Consider the following 24,497-nt stretch of genomic DNA (forward strand, 5'->3'; position numbering starts at 1 on the left):
ACGGGAATCAATTTACGCCGCGCTATTTCCTAAGGGGTAACATGCAAAGCCAAAATTTAGCGATAGGTCCCTTCGTCTAAAAATGTTTGATGCACGCACGCCCGATTATGCATTTTTGCATAATCGCGGATTATTTAGCCGCCAAAAACCAAAATTCACATTAATTTTCAATACAATAAAAACTCTCGATAGAAATCTATCAACAAATTAAATGTGAAATGATTAGCAGAAAAATGCCTACAAACTGCCAATGCGCGCAAACTGGGCTTATGGTTAGCGCCAAAGACAAGGCGGGATGGTGATAATTTTGGTGAATGATTGGCAATATTTACGGACATGGGGATTGGGAATAGGTTTACTCTTAGCCCAAGTCTTGACCCCGAGTGTTGTGGTTCAAAGCGCAGCTGAAAACATCAGCACGCCTCAACCTGCGCCGCAGGAATTCACCTTTAATGTCCACAGCAACACACCACCGTTTGAATGGCAAAACGAGGCCGGAGAAGAAACTGGCTTTAACATCGAATTGGCGCGACAGATCGCACAAAAGCTGCAATATGACCTCACGATAAAACGTCAAACCCTAGATAAAACCCTGCAAAGCGTAACGCAACAAGCAAGACAGCTCGCCGTAATCGATGTGCCCGCTGGGACAAACCTTGACCTCAATCGCGCCCTGCCGCTGCTGCCGACTTATATCAGTGCCTACAATCGCCGCACCGAAGGCAATGCTGACTCGTGGCTGGCGCTTAAAAAAAAACGCGTTGCCGTGAAACAAGGCTCGTCGATGGATATGTATCTTAAGGCCAATCCGCAGGATTTTATCCTCGTCCCCGTTGTCACCAATGAGCAGGGATTTGAGCAGTTATCTGCAGGGAAGGTGGATTTTGTACTGGCCGAATTTTACTGCGCACGGCGGCTATTACCGCTGTTCCCTATGACCAAAACCGCGGGTAATCCATTACTCTTTAGTCAGTTTTATTTAATCATGTCAGATAAAGACCCCATATTTGCCAAAGCGGTTACTGAGGTCTTAAAGCAGCGTTATCACGGCGGTTATTTCGATGATTTACTCTACAAATGGGTCGGCTTTGGTAAAGAAAAAATTGAGCTAGGACAAGTACGTAAAGACTTGTTTCAAGGCACGTTGATCGCAGCAATTATCTCCAGCATTGGGCTACTCATTACCCTTTACATCAGCCTAGTGCTTAGGCAAAAAACCAAGTCATTGAGGCAAGAACTGTTGCAACGTAAGCGGGCCGAAGCCGAAATTAGCCGCGTGTCGGCGCAGTTTCATTCGGTGCTTGATGGCCTGCCCTACGGCGTAATGTTATTGGATAAACAGCAACAGACCCTTTGGCAAAACGGCAAATATCATTGGATATTAAAGCCCGATACACTCGCGAAGGCCCATCCAAAGGTGGATCTCACACAATTAATTTCCTCGGGATTTAGCGGCGAAGACTCACAGCAGGTCGAATTTTCCCTCGACCATAAACGCTGGAAATTCAGCCTGCATTTAATTTCAGACAATATGCTCGCCCTGTTTGTAGAAGATTTTACCGAATCCTTCGAACTTAAACAGGCAAGTGAGTTATCGACCCGCCTAGCCTCCCTTGGGGAACTCACAACGGGAATTGCCCATGAGATCAACAATCCCGTCGGGTTAATCACCCAATCCATAAGCCTAATGCAGGATATTATCGACGATCTTAAGCGGGCATCGCTCGCTGCCAGCACGCAGCAGCTACAACAGGGATTGGAGGAACTAAATTTCACCAGCCAATCGGTGCAGGAATCTGCCGAGCGCATCGGCAGTATTATCCACGATCTTAAGCATTTCTCCCGCCACGGGCTTAGCAATGTCAAACCACTCGCGCTCAATCAAATTGTTGAAACGGCGCTGCGCTTAACTCATAACAATGTCAAACGCTTGTCCTTACAGCTCGCGCTTGCGCCTAATCTACCTGCAATTAAGGGCGATGAACTGCAGCTGCAGTTGGTGCTGATCAATCTTATTCAAAATGCCTGTCTGGCGATGGATAAACCCGAGAGACTGCTGACCATCGAAACCGGAGTGGAAGCGGGACAAGTCTACCTTAAGGTGATTGATAATGGTTGCGGTATGCAGCCCCATATTCAGTCGCGGATCCGCGAACCGTTTTTCACCACTCGGCGCGAACAGGGCGGCACAGGGCTTGGACTCTCAACCACCAACAAAATTCTGGTCGAACACGGCGCCCAGTGGCTTATCCACTCCCAGCCCAATATCGGCACCGAAATGAAAATTCTCTTAGGAATGAGCAATGAAGCTTAGTCGCAATATACTGCTCGTCGATGACGAAACCCGCTGGTTACGCACCATAGATATGCTACTTAATCGGCATATTCCCGAGGCCAAGACCTACACCTGCGAGAACAGCCGTCAGGCACTGCAATTGATCAATGATCTAGATATCGCGCTAGTGCTGCTCGACCTGAATATGCCCGTACTCGATGGTCGGCAGCTGCTAAGGGACATCCGCGAGCAAGCTCCCTATGTCAGGGTCATTATCCTCACGGGCCTCAATGAGACCGAAATAGCCGTCGAGTGCATGAAACAAGGTGCTTACGATTTTATCACTAAGACCAGCTCCACCGACCAGCTACTGCTCTGTGTAAGGCGCGCCATGGAAGTCATTGGGCTGGAGCGGCGCTATCATCAAGTTAAGGACGGTTTCTTTAACCGTATGGATCTCAGTGCATTCAATCAGATACTCACCACGGATATCAAAATGCACGACTGCTTTAACTTCGCCGCGACCTTGCAAGACAGTCGCGAGCCGATATTACTCGAAGGAGAAATGGGCACGGGCAAACACGTATTTGCCCATGCGCTGCAACAACTGGTGAGCCCTGAACTACCATTGCCAGAAGTGTCACTCGCCGATTTATCGATGCAAATGCTGGAGCAAAAACTGTTTGGCAGCGCCAATCAAGTGGGACTACTGGATATGGCAGGCACGGGCTTTTTATTGCTGGATAATCTTGAGCTCGCAAGCTTCGAAGTCCAAAGGTTGCTCAGCCAACTGTGCCAACGCAAACGCTATTTTCCCCAAGGTTCACTGCGAGAAACCGCCCTGAAATGCCGTTTGCTGTTTAGCACCACAAGCTCATTGGAACAGCTAGAGCAGCAAGGATTTTCCCACGGCTTACTTTATTGCCTGCTACCGCAGCGGCTAAAGTTGCCGCCGCTTCGCGAGCGCACTACCGATATAGGCCTGTTATTACAGCATTTTACCGAACAAGCCTGCCAAGAGTTGGGTAAAGACTACCTCGCCCTGCCCCATGACCTGGCCCGGCGCTTAGAAACTTACCCTTTCCCCGGTAATATTGCCGAATTAAGAGCGCTCACCTTTACCGCCGTTGGGATAAGTCATGGCCAAGAACTCGCACTCGCGCCCTTTTTTAGGGTGTTAGAACAACCGCAACTCACGCCCCCAATAGAGCGGATGACCTTCCCAGCTATTCTGCCTACGATCAGCGAAACAACGCAGCAGTTGATCCATGAGGCGCTTATCCGCACCAATAACAACCAAAGCGCGGCGGCTAAATTACTTGGGATCACCCAAAGTGCTTTAAGTCGACGATTAAGCAAACATGAATGACCATCGCTCAAGAATCATTCGCAGTATTGTTGAGCAATTAAATATGAGCAGAAACGAGACGCAACTATCGAACGTTATAACCAACTAACTTCTGAACAATAGTGTGGGTGAAATATTGAATCGCCACTTAAATCGAAGCCACTTTCCAGCATTACAAAAATTAGGCCAACAATCCAGTACCAAGCAGAGCTAGTCAAGTCATGCGAAACAAGGAATGGGGCATAAATGTTTTAGAAAAGGCAGTACACCGATGTGATCGGTGTCTTTCAGTATGATTCTTTATTACTTAGTGTCAATCTTAACCATGGCAAGTGCTGTGCCTTAAATTATGAGGTTAGTGCAACTGACCACGAAGGACTGGCTCCTGTGTTAAAGAACCACTAATCATATTTCTCGTCATATTCGCTTTCATTCGCGTGTTAAAAGCTGCCCAAATCAGAATTAATGGGGCTTCACTCACAACTAAAATGCTATTAACGGACTAATAAATTTAAGATTACACCTATATTTCAAGTCTTATTCTTTGATTGAAAACACCAAGGATAGAGACCTTATTACTCTCCTACCGTATCTAGACACATTTAGTCAACCTAATTAACAACTACCATAAAAACCTTTCTATTCAAGATGATATGGAAATAGTATGTGCTCTGGTGACTAAACTTTTTGATCAATAGCAATAATGGGTTAGATATGGGATCTAGTTCAATTTACCATCATTCAACAGTTACGTCGGTCGGTATAATGATCAACAATAACCAATATACTGACTGGGATTTGCAACTAAATGTCGTAAGTTCCTCTAAAACTGGGAGTGAATGATGAAACAAAAAGTAGTAAAAGTATTTTCCATACCACTATTCGTTGTATCGATAGTTTGTTATGCCGGGAATGATATTGATAGTGTCAAAAAAACTAATGTAGCCGTGACTGATATAGCTCATCCAGAAAACAGCTCAAATTGGCGTGAAAAATACCCGAATCAATATGAATCGTGGTTAAAAACTAAAGAAATATCTGAATGGGAGGATACAATAAATACTCATCCAGCTCAGGCTATAATTAGAGCTGGAACAAGTGATATTACAGGCCCAGTGTATCAAGGGCTTAGAGGGCATTTCTACTCAATAATCGACTTTTCATTTGCACCTGATGGTGGAACCCCGAGAGCACATGGAAGTGATGACACAACCTCACGTTGCCTTTTATGTCACACATCTAATTCACCTGAGTTAATTAAGCGAGATGGTGAAATGGAGTTCCTATCAAGTTCTTGGACAAAATATGGAAGTGAAGCATTAAACCCTATTGGATGTGCTAATTGTCATGATCCTAAAACTGCCGAACTTCGAGTAGTTCCTACTTGGCTTGATGAAATGTTGAAAAAAGCAGGTCTACCTGATTTTTCGAGTTCATCAAAAAAAGATAAAAAGATTCTTGTCTGTGCTCAATGCCATTTTGAAGCATATACCGAGCAAGTTGATTGGGTCGATAAAAATGGAGAAAAGAGAGTTGCTACAGTTACTAGAACTCCATGGAAAAATGGCCTTTCATTAGATGATATGGAAAAGTTTTATGATAATGGAGATAATTTTCCATCAGGGAAGCCTTATTTTGATTTTATAAACCCAATTTCAAAAACACCTATTATAATGCCAGAACATCCAGATTTTGAATTACTAAAATCAGATATTCATGGAAAAGTTGGGCTATCTTGTCCTGACTGTCACATGCCTAAAACCTCTAATGACAGTGCGACCTTTAGTAACCATAGAATTGGAAGTCCACTTGAGACAATAGAACAAAGTTGTATTCGCTGTCATAAAAAAAATGAAAGTGATATGAAATCTATGGTTTCAGGAAAGAAAAAATATAGAGATGAAATGGCTGCTGATGCTTTAGATAATCTAGCCAAAGCTCATCTTGAGGCGGGAGAGGCTTGGAGAGCTGGAGCAACAGATATTGACATGGCTCCAGTATTGGCAGACATCAGAAGCTCATATTGGAAATTAAATTCTGTCCCAAGGGCTGCTTATGTGCACGCACCAAGAGAAACAGTTAAAGCAATTCAGGATGCAGTATTCAAAGCGAAACGAGCAAGAGATACTTTGAAAAATATCTTCAATAAATATGGAGTTAAAAATTTCAAAATACCTGAATTTGATACAAAAGAGAAAGCATTTGCAATCCTTAACCTTCAGGACCGTCCTGAATACATGAAAGGTAAATGTGATTTCATTAAAAACCTTCGTAAAGAGTGGATTGAAAAGGCGAGCAGCACAGAGAGTTATGACAAAAACATAATTTATCCAATTGATATGAAAAGTGCCTTTGATAAAGAGTGTAAAAACCTCTAAATAATTCCCCATATAAAAGTGCCACTACATTTACGTAGTGGCATCTAATGAAATTATACTTTTGAGATAATCATGAGAAAAATACTATTAAGCATTATTTTTACCTTGTTTTCATGTGTATCAAATGCAACTCCACTTTATCAAGATGAAATTAACACCCTTAATTTAAATGGATGGCTGGGTGTTGCACTACGGGATGAGTTAGATACTGAGATTATAGATAACTCATCAAGAATAAACTTCTCATTTGAAAGAACTGAAAATAATGGCTGGACAAGCTTTGCAGTTACAGAGTGGGGAATTAATTTAGTAGATGGAGGGAATAATGCTACATTTTACAATGGGAAATTTAGCAATGAGAAGGATGATGATTTTTTATACAACAGATTAGGCTATATTGGTTTAAAGAATGATAAATGGGGAAAGCTGAGTTTTGGTAAACAATGGGGAGCATATTACTCTGTAGCAGAAACAACTGACTTACCCAATATTTACACAGGATATGGCGTTGGAGTTTACACCTTTGGAGATGGTGGACTAACTGGCACAGGAAGAGCTGATTCAGCTCTCCAATACAGTAATAGCTGGGGAGGATTGAGTATTATCATACAGTATGAAGCCAATAATCATAAGAATATAGTTGTAGAAGAAAGTAATGATGCCAATATAAAATTGTCTGATAGCTATGGAGCGAGTGGAAGCTATTATCTTACTAATGAATTCAAACTAGTAGCAGGATTCAATAGATATAAAATTAATTCTACCAATAACAAATACAATGAAGAAACGAGTCAAATATATGGCTTTGGATTTTCATACGGTAAGTATTATCATTATTCCGAGGGTCGCCAAGCAAATGGGCTTTATATAGGCGGTAATTTTCATATCAGCGATAAAAATGAGCTTTATGAAGGAGAGCTATTTGATTCAAAGGGATATGAGTTGATGATTGCATACCATTTAGACAATGGATTAATCCCATTGGCTCTTTTGTCTCATCTAGAATTAGAACCAACCAAAGACAATTTTTTCACTGGAGAATTCAACCAAGAGTTTTTAATGATTGGACTACATTATAAATTTAGTGAAGACACGGTTTTTTTTGTTGAAAATAAAATTGACCTTAGCGATATTGACGGCGTGAACTCTGGGGACTTAAATGGAATAGCTTTAGGAATTAACTTCTTCTTTTAAAATTACACATTAAACAATTTAATGCTCAGCTCCAAACTTTCCATAAACATAACATTTAGAAGTCAGTTTAGAGCTGAAGCATCAATATTTTTTGAGATATAATTATTGTCAGCTCTCAGAGTATTATTAATTTTTAAAAATAGCTCAGCAATAGTATTTTTACACTTTCCCTATCAATTACTGTCCCATTATAGCTCTTTACCATTTTAAGTAACTCTTTCATACTCCTTGTCAGAAAAGCTGCTAACACTTTCATAAGAGCTAGAGGCAGTTATTCCCCTTTAAGGCAAAATCGCACTTGCACGATGCCATTGAAGCCCTAGTGTCAATGCTTTACTGTTGATATAAATCAGATTTCAGTGTTTGAACTTCCACACGTACCAATGGCAGCTGGATCAGAATGGCTGGTAAAAGATGCCCAATCTAAGTCCCCCTCATCCCACCTGACCTGAGCAGAGATACAGAAATGTTGGCGTTCATTGCCGTCACCATAAGCTGTTGTACTCTTTCTAAGTCTGTCACTAACAGCAGCAGTTTACTAGTAAGCGGATAATCGGGAGAAAACCATTATCGGCATGGTGACCTCTCCATGAGTGTACCAATACACTACTACTATTTAACAATACCTGCAGTCAAAATTTTAATACCAGCAAAACCAAAAAATGCAGCAAACGTACATTCAAAGATAACTTTAGATTTTAGATAGATATATCTTGCTCTATGATTAGAGAAAAGAAGTGCATAACCAAGAAAGACACTAGAACTCAATAATCCAACCGATAAAATCACTGATATCAAGTCCGATGTCTTTGCTGTTGCAGGAACACCAATGGAAAAAAGAGAGATAAAAAACAATATAGCTTTAGGATTAGCGAGGTGAATAAGTAGCCCTTTGAAATAGATATTGGACAGCGTTGCTGAATGACTCTGAGATAGGGTTAGTGTGGATGTTCCAAAAGCAGAACGTAATGATTTAAGTGACAAATAAATCAGATAGGCAGCTCCACAGTACCGCATAAATTCTAATAGCCAAATATTTGAATTTAGTAGTGCGGCCAAACCAAATGCAGCACTACAAGACCAGAACAGTGAACCAGTTAGAACACCACATGCCAAGGTTAAGCCGTAAATACGACCACTACTCATCGATGCACTAGCAATGGCTAGTGTTGCTGGTCCAGGGCTTGATATTGCAGCCAATGCTGAGACCAAAATTAGTGGGTAATTAATATCTTCCATAGCGACATCCCTTAATTACATCTCCTTGAATTCAAAAACTTACCCACCACATTTATAACTATGACAACTCTAAACTTTCAAGTAATGTTGCTAACTCTTTTCTTGCGTCACCTTCTAATGCCCTAATTGGCAACGGTAAACAAGGAGACTTAACTAAGGTTTGAATCTCTGCCGCAGCAGCCACAACACGGAGACTTCCTCCATTACGTTGGAATAGTTCCCACATCGGATCTAAGCGTTTTGACAGGCGCAAAGCTTCATTTATATCCCCTTTTTGCGCAGCTGTGGTGAGTGATTTAGCCACTTCAGGATATAAGCCTCCAATGACTGAATACCAAACTTCACATCCTGCATTTAATCCTGTTGCAGCACATGAATCCCCACTGATACCTATTGATACATGCTCCGGAATTAAAGCACGGAGGCGGTTTACTCGATCTAAAGCTGCTTGAGGTTCCATTGGCACACCAGGGATTTTTATTGATCTGACATTGGGTAACTGAGCAATACGCCCATGCAGTTCATCACTGAAATTAAAATGTGTTGTTCCTGGGTTATCATAGACACACAGGGGAATAGATAGCTTGGAAGTGACAACTTCATATAACTTGTACACTTCAATTTCAGTCAACTTTTGATATGACATTGGCGCTAATAACACAGCATTCGCACCTGCTATTTGCGCATCTTCAGCATTTTGGAGTACATCTCTTAGGTTCAAGGCGCTAATACCAACCATGATAGGTATTTTTTCTGCGTGTTGAACCGCAATCTGTGCGACTCTTTTTCGTTCTTCTCTTGTGAAGTACGCATAATTGCCAGTCGAACCCAATACCCCAATAGAATCCACTTCAGCATTAACCAAGCGCTGAATAAGCCCTATAAAAGCTTTTTCATCAATAGAATCTTCGTACATTGGTGTTAATGGAAATGCAGATAGCCCTACAAACATAAAATTCACCTTCTAAATAGAATTAACTTGTTGAAAAATTGCGTTATAGCGACGTTCTATGTGTATTGGCTTAACAAAGGTGTTGCCAGCTTTAATGCAATACCAAACATGATGCATGAAATCACTGAATCTAACATTCGCCATGTTCTTGGCTTACTAAAGAGTGGGATCAACTTGTTAGCCAAATACACCAAGCCATAAAACCATACCCCTGATGCAACCAGTGCCCCTATAACAAACAATAGTTTTTCATCAGGTGTCATTTGAGCAGTCACACCACCAAGTATCACCAATGTATCCAGATATACATGTGGATTTAAAAAAGTGATAGCCATCGCCATCAAAATGGCTTTTAACCAACTTTGGTCAATGTCCGATTTTTCCAATGCAAGGTGACTTGAACCTTTCCAGGCTGATTTTGCAGATTGGTAGCCATACCAGAAAAGAAATATGACTCCGCCAAGAGTCAAAATGTCTTTCCATAATGGTGCTTCATAGAACAAGTTTCCTATACCCAGTACACCTGTACTGATGAGTAGAATGTCGCCAAGGAAACAGATAGTGGCAACAGAAAGTGCATATTGCTTTTTTAATCCGCACTTTAATAGAAACGCATTTTGGCTACCGATTGCGACAATTAAACTTCCAGAAACAACTGCACCCGTTAGCAAAGTAATTATCACATCAATCCTCAATTGAGTTAGAAGCAAACACCAACGATTGCTCTATCACAGAACCAGGCATGATCACTTGCAAATGTTTGATCATTTCATCTCCTGCTTCCTGTAGGTGTTCTAGTGGCATTTCCGGCAAGCTTTCTAGAATAAACCACATGTTGCGAGTATTAGGTTCTATCCGGGTTCTGACACCTTGTCTCCAGTTCCAACGACGACAAGTTACACCTATATCATCGCGCCAAATAACTTCCCCAACTTCAGGGTTTTCAATTAAAGCCTCACCATTTTTCATGGTGTCAAAGGATTCAGTGCCATCTGCAATAGTAAGTGTTGGAATTCCTTGATAACTATCCATATCTTCACCACCAACAGGTATGGCGTATCGAATACTGATGGCATTATAAATATCTACAATAGGGTCAATGCTCTGCATCACGCCATCTTTTAATACTCGTTTTCGAAGTGTCGAAGCAGAGCAAGGGGTTCGATTTGGCTTAGAACCAAATTGACGAAAAACGTCTCCCCACGCATTGATGTGAGATTCTGCCCATGAATAGTCATTCTCAATAACGGAAGAACAGGCTTCTTGCAGAACCTGTTTTGCGTACTCTGGGTTTCGAACTTCCGTTCCTTTAACGGATATGCTCAATGCTTTGAATTCCGGTGCAATGTGGGAAATTCGAGCATCGATTGACGGGACTATAACAACCATTAGATAATTCCTTCAGTGTTTCATTTTTATGCAAGATACATTGAAATGACTAAAAAAGTCAATATAACGACCATTGATGGTGCTGATGCTGATTTCATAAATCAAGCTGTAGCAGCAAGGATCAAGGAACATAGAAAACATCTCAAACTGTCACTGGATGCCCTGTCAATAAGAGCTGGCATCAGTAAAGGTATGTTAGTAGAAGTAGAAAAAGGTGCCGCCAACCCTAGCATTGCAACGTTATGTAAACTGTCTGCTGCTCTTGGGATTTCTGTTGCCGATATTGTGAATGTTGCGAGTAGTCCAACCGTCAACGTCATTGATAAAGAGGACATTCCAACGCTTTGGACTGGCGAGTACGGTGGTAGCGCAAAACTTCTGGCAGGAACTAGCGGTCCCGATATGATTGAACTTTGGCGCTGGGATATGAAACCATCAGAAACGTTTGAATCCTCAGCTCATCCACAAGGCACGTTTGAACTTTTTCATGTTGAGTCAGGAATACTCACTTTGAATATCGATGGTCAAATAATAGAACTATTTGAAGGTCAATCAGCTATAGCTAAAACGGATGTCCCTCACAGCTACTCAAATCATGCTGACTCTGACTTGGTTTTTACGATGAGTGTTGCAGAGTTGCATAGGTAAGCTTTCCAATCCGGGGTGTGCTGTCGGATTGAGCTCAAAAGCGCCAAACTTTTACTTGTGGGATTGTGAAGCAATCCCACACCAAGTTCTGCTAAGTGAACGTTAAAACGTTAATCCAAGAGTGATTAGTTCATCTTCACATTGAGTTGCATTTAAAAATTGAATGCCATGCATACCCACGGCTTTAGCGCCTTGAATGTTATGCTGCATATCATCAAGGAAAACGCATTCTGCTGGCTCCAAACCAAACTTGTTAAATAAATGCTGATAAATCTCCGGATTAGGTTTCAAGACACCCAGTTCGCAAGAAGTGACAACACCATCAAAAGCAGGCCAGAAGGTGTAACGGGACTGAAGGTGTTCAATTATTTCAGTGACGTTATCTGTTAATGCAAATACATTATAGCCAGATGATTTCACTCGTTCTAATAAAGATTGAGTGCCATAAATAGGGATCAAACTTTCTTTAACGTAAAAGAATAAAGCTTCAATGTCATTTTCAGTGAAGTTAAAAGCTCTAATAAAGTGTTGCTTAGCTTTGGACTCAGAGAAAAAGCCCTTATTTAAATCTAGCCAAATGTCTGAATTGAAAATGGAACTAGCTGTAGCAGATAGTTCAACATTGTCACCGAATGTGAGTCTGCATATTTCTATCGGAGACCAACGAACGAAGACATTACCAATATCAAAAATAACATTTTTAATGTTATTGGACTTCATGAAGGAGTCTCCTGTTCACATAACATTTTTACTTCAGCATGCATGTGTTTACCTCGTTGGACTAGTGACACTGTTAACTATCTTTATGTAAAAACTTATCAGCTTCCCGCCAAATACACCATCTTCAATTACGCCTATTTGCGCTTTTTTCAAATCTATCACATCAAATAAAAACCAATAAGTCATTGATATAATGAGCAATACAATTGCATCTGTACGATCGCGCAAAAATTTTCACTATTTTCCTTGATATCCAGAACTCCAAATACTATCAGTGAAGAGCCCGTAATGGGGTATCTTCAAATTAGGAATGAATTACCTCTCTCCGCTGATGCAGCGTTATACTACAACACATCTAAAGTCGTCTTAACTCGGTCTAAAGCCACAATTGTTCTGAACCATTTAACATTCGCGTTATTATGGAACATTTGATCACAAAGCTCTTGGAAACGTTGCATGTGCGGTACAAGCAGAACCAGCATAAAATCCGCATCCCCAGTTACGTAGTAACATTGCTGTACTTCTGGACCAGAAAAGTCCAGTTTCAATTGTCTGAGTGCATTGATATCGGTTTTTTCAACCTGAACTTCAACAAAGATAGTGATGACTTTTTTCAGTTTATCGGGATCTAAAATTGCCACTGTCGATTGGATGTAGCCGCTGTCCTTCAGCTTTTGAATACGACGCTGAACAGAAGCCGTCGACAAGTGAACAGCTTCAGCCAACTCTCGCAGTGGAGTTTGACAGTTCACTTGCAACAAGGCGAGAAGCGCATGATCGTATTTATCGAGCGACATAATGATATCCAAGTGAGAAATTTTATCGAAAATAGCATTAATTTAGAGATCTTTTCCCAAAGAGAACACAATAAAATACAACTCAATTGCTCATTTGCGTTTGGACGTTATGAAATCAGCTCCCAATACCTTGCTCGGTGTCAGTCTTAATGTGACCGCCTCTGCACTCTTTGCATTAATGTTTGCTTACACGGCCTTATTGGAAGCTCTCAGTGGAGAAGAAATATATGGTTGGCGCATCTTCTTCACTATTCCCCTTTTAACCATCTTCATTATCGTTCGGGGTTATTGGTCGCAAGTCATCACAATTTATCACCGATTAATCCATGAAAAAAACTTTTGGCTAACTCGAATCGCATCCAGCTTTTTAATCGGTATTCAACTTTGGTTATTCATGTGGGCTCCCGGTAATGGGTATGGCTTAGCAGTATCACTAGGATATTTTATAATGCCTATCACGATGGTAGTGGTTGGTCGATTTGCCTTTAAGGACAAGATGTCAACAATGCAATGGATTGCATGTCTGTTTGCTTTACTTGGTGTAGTGAACCAGGTTGCTATTTCTCAAACCTTAACTTGGCCGACCTTGGCTATCTGCTTAGGATACCCAATCTACTTCTGGCTAAGGCATAAAACTGACACCAATAACATTGGAGGTGTCTGGTTTGATATGATGCTCAGTGTCCCGTTCTGCATTTACTTCATCTTAAATGGTGGCTATGTAATTGAAAGTTATAGTGACAGTAGCCAATCACTTTGGTTAGTGATTGGCTTAGGTGCAATCAGTGCCTTAGCTCTTGGGTTACAATCATTATCAGCTCCCCACTTGAATCTGAGCCTTTTCGGGCTACTTATCTATGTTGAGCCCTTACTGTTACTGATCGTTGCTATCATGCTTGGCGAGACAATTAGCCCAAGTGAATGGCCTACTTATATAGGCATTTGGTCAGCCGTTATTGTATTGATGTTAGAGGGTGCGCTTAACATGTTTAAATCAAGAAATGTCTAGGTGTTGCTCCTCTGCCAAATTAGGATAGATACTAACCAGTTATCAGCACTTAGCTAATAACGTCAAACCGCAATTGGGCAATACAGAAATCTCATTGTAGCCTTCAAAATGGCTTTCTCGCCTGCAGTGTTTCTTTGAGCCATCGACCTGCTTGTCCCAGTGCCCGAGCGCGGTGCCATTGTAGCTCTAACGTTAGGGCATGACTGCTTATCAAGTTTGATTCCAGAACCACAATTTCTTGACGTGCCAGCGGCTCTTTGATTAAAAAAGCAGGAATTGAAGCCCAACCCAAACCCCGCTTCACTAGTTCCATCACTCCAAGATCCCCCTCTACCCACCATACCTGCGCAGAGAGTCGAAAGCGCTGACGTTCGCTACCTTCCCGTCGTCCAGTAACCAGTAACTGTCGCGAGCCTTGCAAGTCAATCTCTTCCAGTGGCTGCTTTCGAGCCAGCGGATGTTCAGTAGAAACCACGATCGGCATAGCCACTTCACCTAGTGAGCAAGAGACAATCTCGCGCTGCGGATTTTCGTTTTTATAACTTATCCCAAGCTGGGCACGGCCTGAGAGCAGTAAATCAGTGACGTCCTCCATCAATGGAAAAAGTAACTCAAGCTCTACCATTGGAAAACGTGTGGCAAAATGCTCCAATAAACCACCGAGCCATGGCAAGTGGGAGTCATCATCGATAGCAAGTGTCAGACGCGACTCAATACCTGAAGCCAATTCACCTGCAACCGCCTGTAAACGCTCACTCTGCGCTAGCAATGTCTCTGCCTCCTGTACCATCCGAACACCAGCATGTGTCAGTTGCGGATAACGACCAGATCTTTCGAACAAGGTCAGAGCAAGATCGATTTCCAGATTGGAGATAGCAGTGCTAACCACTGATTGCGCCTTGCCTAGCTTGCGTGCAGCCGCCGAAAAGGAACCCGTTTCAGCTGCGGCTACTAATATCCTGAGAGATTCCAGTGTCGGATTCATTTATTCCCCTTGGATTGAACTATCTGGATTAAATCTATCTGTTTTAACGATAGATACCAACGTGTTTATATCAAGAAATACCTATACATTTGGCTTTACTTTGATCAAACCTGATTGAGAAAATCTGTTATGCGTACCCGAAATGATCGCCTGCGCCATGCTATTGGCTTCGAATTTATTGGATTATTGATTGTCACCCCGTTGGCAAGCTGGATCGCAGGAGTTGAACTGAATCACATGGGCTTATTAGCGCTGTTCTTATCGCTGTTGGCAACGGTCTGGAATTATGTCTATAACATTGGGTTTGACCATTTTTTGATCAAAAATCAAGGCTACAGTCATAAAAGTTTGAATCAAAGAGTGGTGCACACTTTTGGTTTTGAAGCGGGACTGCTTTTGGTGGCACTTCCTGTTATGTCCTGGTGGCTGAACATTAGCTTGCTGGAAGCTCTATTGCTGGATCTGGGGTTCGTGGCATTTTATATAGTCTATGCTTTTGTTTACAACTGGGTTTACGACAAGATATTTCCTATTCCTCGAGAAATACCTGAGGCTATGTCACATTAGGTATTAAACCGAATGCTTAATCCACTAATACTGAAATCTGTGTTGCATTACTAAAATTTGGTCAAAAAGAGCGACGTTTCTCGGTACGCAAGGCTGCTCGAAACTCGCTTTGGGGCATAAGGGATTTAGAAATGGCAGCGTACCTATGTGAGCGCCGCCACTCTAGTATGATACTTTAATACTCAGTATGAATCTTTATTACTTAGTATCAAACTTAACCTTGGCCATTGCTGCGTCTTAAATTATGACGATAGTGCCACAGCCCACGAAAGACGGGTTCCAGCGTAAAAGAAGCAGTAATCATATTACTCGTCATATACGTTTGCATTCGGATGTCAAAAAGCTGCCCAAGTCATAACAAGTGGGGCTTCGCCAACTATCAAAAATCGAATAACTAACTAATAAGTATAAAATTACACCTATAATTCAAATCATATTCTTTGATTTAAACACCAAGGTTAGTACATCAACAGAAAACACCAAGGATAGAGACTTTATTCCTCTACCACAATAATCCTAACTCTGCGTGGTAATTAACCAGTGTAGTATGCCTATATTCCATACTATTAAGGATATTCTTATCACTGGAATTTCTTGCATGGATGTATTTATCAACGTAGGCCGTAAATTGCTCTAAAATTTCGGCTTCTTTGCCTTTAAGTTGCTGGAAGGCTGCTCTTGGCTTAAGTCCGAAAACTTCATCTGATATGTGGGCTTGATCTCTGATAAGCATTGCTTTTGAGTAATCGAGCCCCATGCCTTTAATCTGAGGGTTTGCTGGATTCTTGATTCGATGAAGGATCAAACAAGCACGGTGCTTGATATTCGAATGAACAGGGATTGCAAATGTTAAACCGCCTAAAGATATTTTCACTATGCCATGGCCACGGACTTTAGCGAGCATTCCTGGGACTGTGCCTTGCATCCATTGGCCAAGTTTCATATCAAAATCTAAAGCTTAAATTAGAGTTTGGTTATCTTCGTAAAACAACGTGGATAGTTTCTTTAAAAGCACAATTACTCCATACGAAAAACCCCAGTTAAAGAACTGGGGTTCAAGGTAGCTAATACGGGAATTTGGGAGTTATTTTACGTGGGGATTTTCCTACCTCCACAATAATACAGGAATTTGGGGTTATTTTACGTGGGGATTTTCCTACCTCCACAAGCTACAACTTAATAATATAGCCCATCTGTCAACAATGTAAGTAAAAGTGGAGATTATCCCTTACCGCATGGGGACTTCTGTAGACTTCAAAAGCTCTCCCCCCATTAAAAATGGGCGGAGGTGGCTCATTTGAATGGTTTATTTGATGTAGCTCATTTATATTGCTTAGTATTTTAATGAACCTAGTTATAATGAATGGTTCTTATAGGTATACTCAAAGGAACCTCACTTATCACTTGTGATTAGAGTATCTCACTATGAAAGAAATTATAGCCGTACAAGATCCATTCGTTCTTTTTCAGCAACCAAGTTATATCCCTTGGGATTTAAAAAACTTGGAGGCGTATCTGGATATACAACAGATACACAAATCACTATCCCTTGAAGCGAAAGAAGAAATTTATAATGCTGGAGGTTTTTTTACGCAAAATAGCATTGATTACTTAAAAGAGCTGTCGAGTCAGAAAATCGCAGTAACGGCACCAAACGGATTTTATGATGAACAGCGTAACTTCCATGACCTTACTTGTTATTCGACGGTTGGATCAGACTCGGAAGTCTATACTGAGTTTTGTTACTAAACAGAAATGGTTAAGAAAACAGTATGAAAAACATTAAGATATTTTTCCTATGTTTTTTACTTTTGGGTGGATCAGTTGTTTTTGCCTTTTGTTTTGAACAGACTCAAGCTGCGTTATGGTTAACATTTTTGTGTTTAATATTAGCCGCTGTGAATCTTGGTTCTGTCGGCTTTAAAGATGATAAGTAGGGGAAATCAAGTGTCTAATAAGTTAGAAGAAAAAAAACAACAAGCATTAATGGTTAAACAGCAAGTAGAAATTCTTTTAAGGCGTTATGAGCTGAGTGATGCAGACAAGGACAAACTCTCGACTGACGTTGCCGATGTTATGTTAACAGCATGGGATCTAAAACTTAGTGATTTGAGCTTTGGTAATACTTGGTGTAAACCAAATTAGCATTTAAATCAGTTGGATAGAAGGTAATTTGTAGGAGTTGGATATGCAGAAAAGAGATCAGCTAACAAATAATGATCATGACAAAATGGATGCCTTTATAGGTGCGATTATTGATGATTATAAAAATGGGCTAGTGTCAAAACAGGCCATTATTGCAGGGCTTGGCCATGTCATTGGTGCTATTGATCATGGCAACCATGATGAAGCAAGAATGTGGTTTTCACAGGGGCGAAAATTCATCCGTGAAAAATTAAATGACTAGGTAGGGATTCTATATGTCAGTAAAACGTGCAGCAAACAGCAAACGCCGACAAGCTAGAAAAAAGTCAAAGATTTCTAACTCTAAAGCATATGGCTTAGCGCCAAACGAAAAAGTAATTGATTTAGTTCGGCCTCGCTTGATTGAGTACATTCAAAGTGAGTCTAAATATATTGAAATATTCAAATCCCTTACTCGAGGTAAGATCTATCTTGTAGCTACCGAAGGTAACAATACAATTCATACAGTCATAGATGAAGAAGAATTCCTCGGCATGATGCCTATTACTGATCAGGAGGCAATGTCATTTCGGCTTTCATTATTAACGATTGAGAAAGTTGTTGCTTACACCGAGGATGATACGGGATTTATGACATATTTCTTCACCGAAGAAGAAGTCATTTAGGCTGTATTATGAAAGTAGCTCGAATCTATATGCGGGTTAGCTCTGAAACCCAAGACCTAGAACGGCAAGAGCAGCTAGTTACTAACGCCAAGGCCGAGGGCTATTACATTGCGGGGATTTATAGAGAGAAAGCCTCAGGCGCTCGAGCAGACCGTCCAGAACTTTTGCGCCTGATTAGTGACCTACAACCTGATGAAGTCGTTATATCTGAGAAATTAGACAGAATTAGCCGGTTGCCGCTCCAAGAAGCTGAGAGTCTTATCCAAACAATAAAAGATACCGGCGCTAAATTGTGCATACCTGGCGTTATGGATTTGTCTGATTTAGTAAATAATTCTGATGGTATGGCGCGGATAGTTTTGGAGTCAGTTCAAGCAATGCTTTTGAAGCTCGCCCTACAGTCTGCGAGGGATGATTATGAAGATCGCAGGGAGCGCCAGAAGCAGGGGATTGAACTAGCCAAAGTCGCAGGGCGATACAAAGGCCGACAAGCTAATGAAGATACTCACAATTTAATTATTGCGTTGAGAAAATCGGGTGAATCTATTAGTGACACTGCGATAAAAGCTAAGTGCAGTGAAGCTACAGTAAAGCGGGTATGGCGCCAGTTTAAAAAGAAGAGTTTAGGTAAGTAGGAAGTTAAATTATATGAATTTTATAGACCCTGCCTCGCTAAGTGAATTGGATTTTGATTGGCTTCGTAAATTTAAAGCGAGTAAATGCCTCGATACGCTGGACATACAAGTGTCTGGTGCAGAAAGAAAAATCTTGCATAATCAATCCTTATCATCTCGAGAAAAGTTTGCTAATCTCGAATCGATCAACACGGCGTTTTGTCTGAGAGAACAAGAGCTAACAGGTTTTTAATTAGCGATACCCGCGCTTTTACGTGGACACTTCTTATGGACTACAAACATCATCAATAGGAAATTGTCATGAATATAATGTTAAAAAAAGAAATATTTAGAGTTGAAGAATCTAGTGTAACACTTGAGAAATTAATTAATGATGCCTCTAAAAATGTTACTGGCACCCTAAATGAAATAAGTGTAGTAATTCTTCCTTCACATGGATATGAAGATGTATTTTATGCGGGGACATTAGATACTCTAGACTTCTTAAATGAAAAAGGAATTAAAACGGATGTCTATGCATCTGATGATGAATACAAAGAGCTTTCTTTACATGGGGCGGATATTTGGCTTGGCTCATTTCTAATTTCAAGCGTTGTTGTACCAATTTTTTGCAATGTAATTTCTTCATATATCTACGATAAATTAAAGGCAAAAAAAGATGATAATATTGCATTGAAATTCATGGTTGAAAATAAAGAAGGAAAAACAACTGCTGTAGAGTTCAACGGAAAAGTTGAACATTTAAGCAAAGCTATCGATGCCGTTAAGGGGTTGAGTGATGGAAATTAAGTTAGTTACCGTTGATGACACTAAAAGTGAGCAGATAAAACGAGCTATAGAGTTACTTAAATCAGAAAAGCAAGCGGCTGCCAGAAACGGTAACGAAGATAAGGCCAATCAATGCTGGCGAGAGCTTGAGGGTTTAGAGTTAAATATTCTATTTATTCAGGCGTTTAATAATTTAAAATCAAAATGTTATAGACAGGCATGGATTGAGTTTGAACAATGCGAAATCAAATATTTATTTATTAGTAAAAACTCAACTCAAGAGTTTTTAAATACATCAAGATTAAATTTCATTCAAGATAAAGTTGTAAAGTTTCAATCTCTTTATCCATACTGTTTGTTTTGCAGTCCTGAATTTAAAGTGGGTTATTATTCTTGTAGCATTTGTGGTCATAAAGTTAGGCCAAGATCTCGGTGCGAGCATAAGAAGGGGATGCTATATAATGGTGAATTGTGTCTTCATGAAGTACATGAAATGGAGATGCTTGGGATATCCTTAGTTACTAAGCCCGTTCAAAAGTACTCAGTAATGCATGATGATTCAACGCTTGATTTTACGCTTATAGAAAGTTTAGTGAGCAATTTAGATGATGCGTTTGAAGACTGGAACCTTAGTAGGACAAAAATGAAATTCCCTATTGAACGATTCAGTAGAGTTTCAAAAGATCATATGTGTCCTTGTAAAAGTGGGGAAACATTTGGAGCGTGTTGCATAGACAAAAATGAAGTTGAAATACCACATATAGATTTCATTTTTTCAAAACCGCTACCAAGTGATGCTGAAACTATCACTTTCCCCTATTAAAACTGCTAACAAAAGCTGAAGTCCAGCAATGGCCACAGCACTAAAATCATCCCTGGAACAGCACAGGCCAGAGAATGATTTTAACACCGGCATCGAGAGCAAAGCACATCACCTCCACGCGCTAAAAGCGTGTCTAAGTGTAGGAGAGGAATAAAGTTTCTATCTTTGGTGTTTTCTGTTGATGCGCTAACCTTGGTGTTTTTAACCAAAGAATATGATTTTAATTATAGTGTTAATATTATATATATTAGTTAGTTAATCGCTATTGGGTAGTGAGCGAAGCCCTACTTGTTATGACTTGGGCAGCTTTTTGACATCCGAATGCAAACGAATATGACGAGTAATATGATTAGTAGTTCTTAAACTCTGGAACCAGTTTTTCTTGGGCTGTGGCACTATCGTCATAATTTAAGACGCAGCAATGGCCAAGGTTAAGTTTCATACTATACAGTCAAGCAACCCTGCTCGAACCGTTTAAGACTAAACATGTCCCAAAATAAAGATTGATACTAATTGCTCCCACCAAGTCCGAATCAAACTACAACTGAGGATTAAAGTATCATACTCGTTGTAGCTCACTTCGGGACATTTCTGAGTTAGGATTTTAACTCTACAAAGTGAGTTTAAGATTAATATTTGTATGGCTAAGCTAACGCCGCAAGCAGCGGCGAGCGTTAGCGAGTCCAGCACCGAAGGTGCGATGCTGACTTGCCTTGTTAAGTGTTTGGTTCTGCACTGACTTGAACCCCTTTACCAGCATATATCCAGCCACTAATGCCAGCTTGAGTAACCTTAATTGCCATAAAGTCTTTACCATACCGAATTCGTTGAACGGAATAACTTTGGTTAATTACCGCTTCAAATACCACTTTGCAATCCAGTTGATACTGATTACCACATTCCCAATCATCGTACGCAGCAACAGACTCGGTTACTTTCACAGACATACTTCGATCCTCGGCAATATCTGATAACCATATACCCAAGGCTACTAAGAAAACTATGACTGCTCCACCGATGCTTGATTTCATAATGACACTTAACATTTTATTCGTGCGCATGCGCGTTTACCTCGTAGGACCAGTGAAAACGCGCACAGTTAACTATTTGTATGAAAAGAACTTATCAGCTTTCTGCCAAATACACCATCTGGAAAAACGCGCATGCGCGTTTTCCAAACCTATTAACTAAAATTCAGTTACTATATTCACCTGATTTTATAGAGTTTTATTTATTTCGGATGGAATTAGTGCGCACTGATTTTGTCTAAAAATCATACCAAAATACCTAAATTTAAATACGACTGTATACCCATACATTATTAGTCGCTTTACGTTAGGTCTAAACATTAGGTAAATGGATGCGATTTTGTATGGCAATAAGAGTAGGAGTTTTCTATTGAGCCAACGAGCCCAAACACGTAATGGGGAGTGCGTCTTATTAGAATGAGTCAACTCTGCTAGAGACATTTCGAGTTAAATTCTTATTCTAACTCGTCCGTTTCGGATAAAAATTGCTATGGTTTAACACCGCAATAAACCGCAAGTAAAGCTTGGCTAAATTTGGCGACGAAAGAACAAAATCCAAGCGTTTCGGGTCCTATTAAGTTATGGCTCATTAAACCGATATCAGGTTATTTACAGTCATATTTTAAATAGCACAAATAGCCTACTTAGGATAAACATCAAAATACAGATTATAAGAGACATAATCAAAAAGATTGCTCCAAAGGAAAATGACATCAACAGTGGATCTTGTAGTCTCCCTGGCATATTAGGATCCAGACCGAAGTACCGGGGAATGACGTCAAAAAGCCTTAGTAAGGATACAATTATAATTGATGCATTTATAGTGTGGCAAATGAGTCGTATGATTCTTCCTGTTGGAGATTTAGCATCCGAGATTTTTATTGAGCTCATCATTTATACCATTAAAGTTACAGGTTTTGTCTGAGTTTGCTTATCATGATCTGTACTAATTTTTGACGCTGCATTCATTCCAGCTGAAGAGTCAACACCATACCCAGCACCTGATTTTAACTCAGCGTTTGTAGCTTTAGCCTGAGAATTCGTCAATGACTGTGAATCAGCTAATATTCGTAGAGAAGTGAAAGGGGTCATTACTCTGCCACCCTTTATGGCAACTTATTGATAATCCCCACCTGTTCTCTAGTCACTCTGTAGCATTACTAAAATTTGGTCAATGGTATACATGCTCGGCTGTCAGCCAGCTAAGTCCGAAACTCACAATGGGGCATCGTCGAAATAGGTCCAGTCGAATCCATCGCAAAGGCTATCTCCAAGTTAAAAATCAAGGTCCACTCCAATCGAATTAAAACACTGTCTGCCTAGCAGTGGCATTCAGTCTTCATCGTCTTCATCGACAGGATAACCAGAAAGACTAATCGATACGCCGCATTGTACAGCTAACTCAAGGAACCCCAGAGACAAATCATATATTGCAGCAAACTGATTTTCTTCACCAATACTAAACCCAATGTCTATCGTAGCTGTCACATCAAAATCTTTAAAATTAATCCCTTTTATGGATAAATCTAATAGTAGAGATGACAAAATTTCTATCATATCACTCGGAGAGTTCCCATCAGGGATCGACACCTTAAAACCTGATTCAGAGAACGATTTAGTCTTAGATAAAGGGGCCCCTTTTTTCCACTGGCTATATACTTCGAATTTATAGTTTTCCCTTAATCTTTCCAAGTCCTCACACTTTCCACAAACTCTAAGTATCGCGATGTTCAATATCTAAAACTCCATGTGTTTTACTAACGCCCCGCTTTGCGGCAATTTCATTTTTTATTCTTCACCGTTAATCTTGAACACTTTAATCATTACTATAATTTGGTCAACAGACTTGTGCCATATGGGCGGCGGAAGGCTTCTCTGACACACAATGGGGCATCGTCGTGTTAAAAATTCCCCCCAATCCCAGCCAGGAACATTTCCGAGTTAAATCCTTAACTCTAACTCGTCAGTTTCGGATTAAAATTTCTATGGACTAACGCAAAGCTAAGCGGCGCACTTTAGCGCGGCCTATCCTTATTTGTTAGAGGTATTGAAACATACAATACTATTTAATGTTTTATAAATATATTCCAGATCCCACCTAATAGGTTGGGAACAAACCTAGGAAAGAAAAATGCTATTAACGAAACAATAGTTACCAATAATAAAAAACCTTTTCCACCAACGGTGAAATCAAGCTGTAACGCTAGAATGTTTTGGCTGATCTTTAAACTTAACAACAAACATGTAGGTACAGAAAAGAAAAGTGACGCAAAAACACTAATTAACCTTTCTGAGAATGTGACTTTATTTAGTTTAGATCGACTCATCCTTGAATACCTCTAACGCTTTAAACAGCGAGTGGTTTTACGATGATTTAATTTGTTAGAGGTTGCTCGTGACATACAGCACCAAAAGTAGAGATAAAATCCCCAAAACAAACCAGTTTCCAAATTTATTAGCTTCCAAAGACTGCTGCTCTGTAATTAATACCATTGGTAAAATTGCTAATTCCCAAACTGAACAAGCTACCCAAATTACGGGAAACAATAACAAATAATATGGATTGTCAAATATGTTTAACAGGTAAAAACATAACCCTGCTCCGACTAATTTTACGACTGTTGGCCAGGCGCTTTGCCACCCAAATCGATACTTCGAATGAACACAACCTAATGCATCACAAAACTTGCATTTAGAAGGTGTGTCTGACCCTGACCATAATTTTGACCAAAAACCGATTCCCTTTTTATCGCAACTCGGGCAGGAAAACATTGCAACCTCTAACGTATTAGTATTGATGCCCTGTGCTGTTTGCTGGGCATCAATCGATTGTTGGACTTGGCCGCTGCCACATCCGTATTATTTGGTATTAATCATGCTATAGGAATTTGCTTTTTACGGTAGGGGGTTCTTTAACCGATTGAAGACTAAT

General features: G+C 40.4%; 27 protein-coding genes. 16 read left to right on the forward strand and 11 right to left on the reverse strand.

The features are described from left to right. Positions 1-295: 295 nt before the first annotated feature. The 4 genes from K0H59_RS20315 to K0H59_RS20330 all read left to right on the forward strand — a co-directional run bounded on the left by K0H59_RS20315 (position 296) and on the right by K0H59_RS20330 (position 7,195). Complete coding sequence (locus K0H59_RS20315) at positions 296-2,314, forward strand: ATP-binding protein (RefSeq protein ID WP_220054196.1); 2,019 nt, start codon at positions 296-298, stop codon at positions 2,312-2,314. Next, the gene (locus K0H59_RS20320; RefSeq protein WP_220054197.1) at positions 2,304-3,644 is read left to right on the forward strand and encodes a sigma-54 dependent transcriptional regulator; all 1,341 of its coding nucleotides are present in this window, start codon (positions 2,304-2,306) and stop codon (positions 3,642-3,644) included. Before K0H59_RS20315 ends, K0H59_RS20320 begins: the two co-directional genes overlap by 11 nt. 821 nt (positions 3,645-4,465) lie before the next feature. After that, positions 4,466-6,001, forward strand: a complete 1,536-nt coding sequence (locus K0H59_RS20325) for an ammonia-forming cytochrome c nitrite reductase subunit c552 (RefSeq protein ID WP_220054198.1) — start codon at positions 4,466-4,468, stop codon at positions 5,999-6,001. A gap of 72 nt (positions 6,002-6,073) precedes the next feature. Then, on the forward strand, positions 6,074-7,195 hold the full coding sequence (locus K0H59_RS20330; RefSeq protein WP_220054199.1) for a porin: 1,122 nt from the start codon (positions 6,074-6,076) through the stop codon (positions 7,193-7,195). A gap of 612 nt (positions 7,196-7,807) precedes the next feature. Here the strand turns inward: K0H59_RS20330 and K0H59_RS20335 are convergent. From K0H59_RS20335 to K0H59_RS20350, 4 genes are read right to left on the reverse strand one after another with little or no spacing between them, the layout of a single operon-like run. Then, the gene (locus tag K0H59_RS20335) at positions 7,808-8,434 is read right to left on the reverse strand and encodes a LysE family translocator (RefSeq protein WP_220054200.1); all 627 of its coding nucleotides are present in this window, start codon (positions 8,432-8,434) and stop codon (positions 7,808-7,810) included. Positions 8,435-8,492: 58 nt separating this feature from the next. Then, the gene (locus K0H59_RS20340; RefSeq protein WP_220054201.1) at positions 8,493-9,386 is read right to left on the reverse strand and encodes a dihydrodipicolinate synthase family protein; all 894 of its coding nucleotides are present in this window, start codon (positions 9,384-9,386) and stop codon (positions 8,493-8,495) included. 56 nt (positions 9,387-9,442) lie between these two features. Beyond that, positions 9,443-10,069 carry a LysE/ArgO family amino acid transporter gene (locus tag K0H59_RS20345; protein WP_258405866.1) on the reverse strand — a complete coding sequence of 209 codons (627 nt, stop codon included), beginning with the start codon at positions 10,067-10,069 and terminating at the stop codon, positions 9,443-9,445. 1 nt (position 10,070) lies between these two features. Next, positions 10,071-10,775: a B3/4 domain-containing protein gene (locus tag K0H59_RS20350; protein ID WP_220054202.1), complete on the reverse strand. Its 705-nt coding sequence runs from the start codon at positions 10,773-10,775 to the stop codon at positions 10,071-10,073. A 45-nt stretch (positions 10,776-10,820) separates the two neighbouring features. Here K0H59_RS20350 and K0H59_RS20355 point away from each other — a divergent pair, with 45 nt between their 5' ends. Next, on the forward strand, positions 10,821-11,423 hold the full coding sequence (locus K0H59_RS20355; protein WP_220054203.1) for a helix-turn-helix transcriptional regulator: 603 nt from the start codon (positions 10,821-10,823) through the stop codon (positions 11,421-11,423). 102 nt (positions 11,424-11,525) lie between these two features. Here the strand turns inward: K0H59_RS20355 and K0H59_RS20360 are convergent, their stop codons facing one another. Both K0H59_RS20360 and K0H59_RS20365 read right to left on the reverse strand, forming a co-directional pair. Then, entirely contained in the window at positions 11,526-12,143 is a 618-nt protein-coding gene (locus tag K0H59_RS20360) for an HAD family phosphatase (protein WP_220054204.1), read from the reverse strand. A gap of 344 nt (positions 12,144-12,487) precedes the next feature. Then, positions 12,488-12,940, reverse strand: coding sequence for an Lrp/AsnC family transcriptional regulator (locus K0H59_RS20365; RefSeq protein WP_220054205.1), 453 nt, complete (start codon positions 12,938-12,940; stop codon positions 12,488-12,490). Positions 12,941-13,049: 109 nt separating this feature from the next. Between K0H59_RS20365 and rarD the strand changes: the two genes are divergently transcribed. Then, complete coding sequence (gene rarD, locus K0H59_RS20370; RefSeq protein ID WP_220054206.1) at positions 13,050-13,949, forward strand: EamA family transporter RarD; 900 nt, start codon at positions 13,050-13,052, stop codon at positions 13,947-13,949. Positions 13,950-14,052: 103 nt separating this feature from the next. Here the strand turns inward: rarD and K0H59_RS20375 are convergent, their stop codons facing one another. Beyond that, positions 14,053-14,934, reverse strand: coding sequence for a LysR family transcriptional regulator (locus tag K0H59_RS20375; protein WP_220054207.1), 882 nt, complete (start codon positions 14,932-14,934; stop codon positions 14,053-14,055). Between the two features lie 129 nt (positions 14,935-15,063). Here K0H59_RS20375 and K0H59_RS20380 point away from each other — a divergent pair, with 129 nt between their 5' ends. Further along, positions 15,064-15,501 carry a PACE efflux transporter gene (locus K0H59_RS20380; protein ID WP_220054208.1) on the forward strand — a complete coding sequence of 146 codons (438 nt, stop codon included), beginning with the start codon at positions 15,064-15,066 and terminating at the stop codon, positions 15,499-15,501. Positions 15,502-16,003: 502 nt separating this feature from the next. On the opposite strand, the gene tenpIN is transcribed toward K0H59_RS20380, so the two are convergent. Beyond that, entirely contained in the window at positions 16,004-16,444 is a 441-nt protein-coding gene (tenpIN, locus tag K0H59_RS20385) for a type III toxin-antitoxin system TenpIN family toxin (RefSeq protein WP_220054209.1), read from the reverse strand. Positions 16,445-16,926: 482 nt separating this feature from the next. Between tenpIN and K0H59_RS20390 the strand changes: the two genes are divergently transcribed. The 9 genes from K0H59_RS20390 to K0H59_RS20430 all read left to right on the forward strand — a co-directional run bounded on the left by K0H59_RS20390 (position 16,927) and on the right by K0H59_RS20430 (position 20,537). Continuing rightward, a complete protein-coding gene (locus K0H59_RS20390; protein ID WP_220054210.1) occupies positions 16,927-17,250 on the forward strand; it encodes a hypothetical protein in 324 nt (107 codons plus the stop codon). A gap of 23 nt (positions 17,251-17,273) precedes the next feature. Then, positions 17,274-17,438, forward strand: coding sequence for a hypothetical protein (locus tag K0H59_RS20395; protein ID WP_220054211.1), 165 nt, complete (start codon positions 17,274-17,276; stop codon positions 17,436-17,438). A 10-nt stretch (positions 17,439-17,448) separates the two neighbouring features. Next, a complete protein-coding gene (locus tag K0H59_RS20400; protein WP_220054212.1) occupies positions 17,449-17,646 on the forward strand; it encodes a hypothetical protein in 198 nt (65 codons plus the stop codon). A gap of 43 nt (positions 17,647-17,689) precedes the next feature. Continuing rightward, the gene (locus tag K0H59_RS20405; protein WP_220054213.1) at positions 17,690-17,908 is read left to right on the forward strand and encodes a hypothetical protein; all 219 of its coding nucleotides are present in this window, start codon (positions 17,690-17,692) and stop codon (positions 17,906-17,908) included. Positions 17,909-17,921: 13 nt separating this feature from the next. Then, positions 17,922-18,311: a hypothetical protein gene (locus K0H59_RS20410; RefSeq protein ID WP_220054214.1), complete on the forward strand. Its 390-nt coding sequence runs from the start codon at positions 17,922-17,924 to the stop codon at positions 18,309-18,311. An 8-nt stretch (positions 18,312-18,319) separates the two neighbouring features. Further along, positions 18,320-18,946, forward strand: coding sequence for a recombinase family protein (locus K0H59_RS20415; protein ID WP_220054215.1), 627 nt, complete (start codon positions 18,320-18,322; stop codon positions 18,944-18,946). A 13-nt stretch (positions 18,947-18,959) separates the two neighbouring features. Continuing rightward, positions 18,960-19,178 carry a hypothetical protein gene (locus tag K0H59_RS20420; RefSeq protein WP_220054216.1) on the forward strand — a complete coding sequence of 73 codons (219 nt, stop codon included), beginning with the start codon at positions 18,960-18,962 and terminating at the stop codon, positions 19,176-19,178. A 68-nt stretch (positions 19,179-19,246) separates the two neighbouring features. Beyond that, positions 19,247-19,735 carry a hypothetical protein gene (locus tag K0H59_RS20425; RefSeq protein ID WP_220054217.1) on the forward strand — a complete coding sequence of 163 codons (489 nt, stop codon included), beginning with the start codon at positions 19,247-19,249 and terminating at the stop codon, positions 19,733-19,735. After that, positions 19,725-20,537 carry a hypothetical protein gene (locus K0H59_RS20430; RefSeq protein ID WP_220054218.1) on the forward strand — a complete coding sequence of 271 codons (813 nt, stop codon included), beginning with the start codon at positions 19,725-19,727 and terminating at the stop codon, positions 20,535-20,537. Before K0H59_RS20425 ends, K0H59_RS20430 begins: the two co-directional genes overlap by 11 nt. A gap of 716 nt (positions 20,538-21,253) precedes the next feature. Here K0H59_RS20430 and K0H59_RS20435 read toward each other — a convergent pair. The 3 genes from K0H59_RS20435 to K0H59_RS20445 form a co-directional block, all read right to left on the reverse strand. Then, entirely contained in the window at positions 21,254-21,598 is a 345-nt protein-coding gene (locus K0H59_RS20435) for a hypothetical protein (RefSeq protein ID WP_258405867.1), read from the reverse strand. An 861-nt stretch (positions 21,599-22,459) separates the two neighbouring features. Continuing rightward, positions 22,460-22,657 (reverse strand): hypothetical protein, encoded by a 198-nt coding sequence (locus K0H59_RS20440; protein WP_220054219.1) that lies wholly within the window; start codon positions 22,655-22,657, stop codon positions 22,460-22,462. 240 nt (positions 22,658-22,897) lie between these two features. Further along, entirely contained in the window at positions 22,898-23,299 is a 402-nt protein-coding gene (locus tag K0H59_RS20445) for a hypothetical protein (protein WP_220054220.1), read from the reverse strand. Between the last annotated feature and the right edge of the window lie 1,198 nt (positions 23,300-24,497).

The organism is Shewanella sp. FJAT-51649, assembly GCF_019457435.1.
In the GTDB taxonomy this organism is placed as follows: Bacteria; Pseudomonadota; Gammaproteobacteria; order Enterobacterales; family Shewanellaceae; genus Shewanella; species Shewanella mangrovisoli.